The following is a 3,307-nucleotide window of genomic DNA, read 5'->3' on the forward strand; positions in this document are numbered from 1 at the left end:
TGGGAAACTAATATTTCAAGGCCTGACCCCATATTTCTGTTTACCTTATTTATGTTCTAATATTTCATCGTTACAAAGGAGGCCTGCCCAAAAAGGAAGCCGGAGTGATTTTTCTATTTAAAAACAGTAAAGCTCCCACAACAAATCCTCCAAAAATAAGGAAGGCTTCACCTTTCGTAGCTAAAAATAGAGACAAGAGAACCATTGCAGCGATTGAAATCACTCTTTCCCATACAGTATAACTCCTGAATAAGTATCCCACTAATCCTGATTCAAGAACAACAAGACCAACTATTATTATAGGGATTTCCCAAACATCCGCAAGGTTCTTAGGCTTTAAAAGAAGAACCGGAGAGTAAATGAATAGAAATGGTAATAAAAATGCGGCTAAGGCTATTTTTGTAGACTCCTTTGCCGTCTTTAAATATGTAGCCCCGGCCACTCGTGCAGCTATAAGCGCTACCACAGCAATAGGGGGAGTAAGGAAGGCAAATACTGAGGCATACATTACAAAGAAATGTGCTATCTCAAAAGGCACTCCCATTTTTACAAGTGGAGCAACCCCAAATAATGCAGCAACTATGTAAGCAGTAATAGCTAAACCCACACAACCCAACACAATGCAAACTGCCCATATTATCAATAATGCCAAGAAGAGATTTCCCCTGCTCCATAGTTCAATCCCTGATGCAATCTTGACACCTAAACCGCTCGTTATGAATGTAGTTGCCAAAAGGCCAACTGCAGCAACTGAGGCTGCAATTCCCGATCCAGCTTTCACACCTGCAGTTATGCCATTGATAATCTCTTTTGCGCTTTTTCTGTTAATGATTCCTATTAAGATTACGCTCACTATTGCCCAAAAAGCAACGAGCATAACACTGTATCCCTTTATCAGAAGAACAACGATAAGCGTGAAGGGAACTACAAAAGTAAGGGAAGAAAGAAACATACTTTTCCTATTAGGTCTTTCTTTCTCATTCATATCCAGCCCTCTTCCAATGTTTAGCCTTTTTGCATTGAGATAAACATATGTCCCACAAGTAAAATAATAGAGGGCTGCAGGAATTACAGCCATTGCACATATATTGATGTAAGGTATGCCGGTTAACCCAGCCATTGCAAATGCTACCATACCCATAATGGGGGGCATAATCTGGCCTCCGTTCGAGGCAGCAGCTTCAATCGCCCCTGCCTGCTCAGGCTTAAACCCTGTCCTTTTCATTAAGGGTATAGTAAAGACCCCAGTAATCATGACATTTGCTGCTCCACTCCCTGTAATAGAACCGACCAAGGCGCTGCTTAGTACCGCTATCATCCCAGGCCCTCCCTGTATCCTTCCTGCCAAAATTCTCGAAATTCCTATGAAGAATTCGGTTCCCCCAACTGCTTGTAACAACCCCCCAAAAACAGCGAAGAGAAATATGTAGTTTGTAGAAATTGATAAATATTGGAAGATCCCACTTTCCAATCCTATAGATAGCTTTGAAATGGTTTTCTTAATTCCCAGTGAATGGCAGTAAAAAGGTTCTGGCAGCAAATGGCCAACAAAAGGATAAATGACAACGCAGAGGATGAAAATTGGCAAGAAGAGACCCATTTCTCGTCTTGTGGATTCTAAGGCAAGAAAGATCAAGGCCCCACCTATAATAAGGTCCGATAATGTATTAAAGTACATGCGCATCTGGAGTTCCTGCCACTGAAGTTGAATGTACAGACCACATATCAACGAAAAAACGGCCAAACTTGAAGAGAGATAGGTTTCAAGCCTGGTTTTAGATTTTATGTTGTTTGACAAAAAGATGAGGACTAAAGCAAGAGTTAGGTGAGTATTCAAGTGGGCAATTGTGGACTGTAAGAGCACCTGTGTCGAAACCATGTGGTAAAGAAACATACCCAAACCTATTAGATTGATACCCATCTTGATCAACATCGTTCCCTTTCGCTTGTCCTATTTTATTACAACAAAAGAACCCGTTCTTGACACACCTATCTCAGAAACCTAAAGTGAGAAAATATCAATCAGATCATTCCTTACCAAAGGAACCAATAGGAACGCTTTTTTCTTTATAGAATTTTAACGCCGTAGGGTGTATTTCATCCTCCCTTAGTCCCATTAATGCCATTGTGTTCTTTGTAAGAATTTTCCCAGTCGGGTTATAATCCTTAAACTTTTCAGCATTTTCGTAAACTATCCTTATCACCTCACTAACGACATTATCAGGTACTTCTAAATGGACAGCCCAAAAGAGGGATTTAGCAATTGTGTCAAGGGGCTCAAGTTGCAGTGGGCCTAATTGTTTAGGATGTATTTTCACAGCTGTGACGTTGCATCTATTCTTTTCTGCAAATGCCTTAATATATTTTTCTGGTACCCGAACAAAATATGTGTCCCTGGTCGAGGCTAAATCAACCAGTGCCGGGGCCGGACCATATACATTTGGCGGTTGCCTAAGGCTTACTCCTCCCTGTATTACATCCACCAATCCATCCTTAATTGCATTTACAGCCTCTTCCGGCTTCAGATACTGATACTTGATAACCCCCTCAATGCCCGCTTCCTTAAATATTCCCTTAAATATCAGGTCAACTACACCTCCTGGCGTGGAAGAGAGCACAACCTTTTTCCCTTTAAGGTCTTCTATAGTTTTAATCTTTGGGTTCAAGGTGACTAGAACATTTGGTCCCACTGATATAAGGAAAAGGCCTCTAAATTTGGTATAGTCATATTGTATACCCTTTAAAACCCCCAATTGAGCCATTCCTGCCCAATTTGACCATGAATCTGAAAAGAATATGGTACGTTTCTTCTTTTCAGGCTCTGCAATCAACAGCTTCATAGTAACGGTTGGCTCTTTTCCCTCAAAGTGATTGGCCTTCACCCACTTGCTATTTTTGTTAATCACATCCGCTAAGCCAACCCCTAAGTCATATACACCATATCCAATTGGAAGAGATATCACGTCTATAACATAACGTTCCTGAGCTTGAGAAAAGACAGTTGGATTCAAAATGCTAATTGCAACGAACATTGATACTATAAAAGATACTATAAAGAATATTCTTCTCACCATAACGACCTCCTTTATTAAGTCTTCTCTTTAAGCTTGAGATATGACAATTCTTCACTTCCCCGTTCTTTCCATATAACTACTATTCTTTGAGGTAGTGGATAATTAAAGGATATAGCATTCCTTTCACATTCCTGAACACAGCAACCGCAATACCAGCATTCATCAGGGTAGAGAACGATGGGAGTTCCTCCGTCTTGATCATCGGGAATAAGGACATCCCTGCGACATGCCTC

Annotated in this window: 3 protein-coding genes; all 3 read right to left on the bottom strand. The window is 40.7% G+C overall.

All coding sequences use genetic code 11. From position 1 onward, the window contains the following. Positions 1–70: 70 nt before the first annotated feature. Positions 71–1,933, bottom strand: a complete 1,863-nt coding sequence (locus ACUVXA_RS15865) for a TRAP transporter permease (protein WP_445872258.1) — start codon at positions 1,931–1,933, stop codon at positions 71–73. Between the two features lie 94 nt (positions 1,934–2,027). Further along, positions 2,028–3,074, bottom strand: coding sequence for a TAXI family TRAP transporter solute-binding subunit (locus tag ACUVXA_RS15870; protein WP_445872259.1), 1,047 nt, complete (start codon positions 3,072–3,074; stop codon positions 2,028–2,030). Between the two features lie 14 nt (positions 3,075–3,088). Further along, positions 3,089–3,307: 4Fe-4S dicluster domain-containing protein (locus ACUVXA_RS15875; RefSeq protein WP_445872260.1), on the bottom strand; the 219-nt coding region annotated here is incomplete at its 5' end.

This window comes from Candidatus Jordarchaeum sp. (assembly GCF_052745115.1).

Excerpts from the sequence above, each read along its gene's own strand:
- ACUVXA_RS15865 (WP_445872258.1), bottom strand. The coding sequence starts at position 1,933 with ATGTTGATCAAGATGGGTATCAATCTAATAGGTTTGGGTATGTTTCTT.
- ACUVXA_RS15870 (WP_445872259.1), bottom strand. The coding sequence starts at position 3,074 with ATGGTGAGAAGAATATTCTTTATAGTATCTTTTATAGTATCAATGTTC.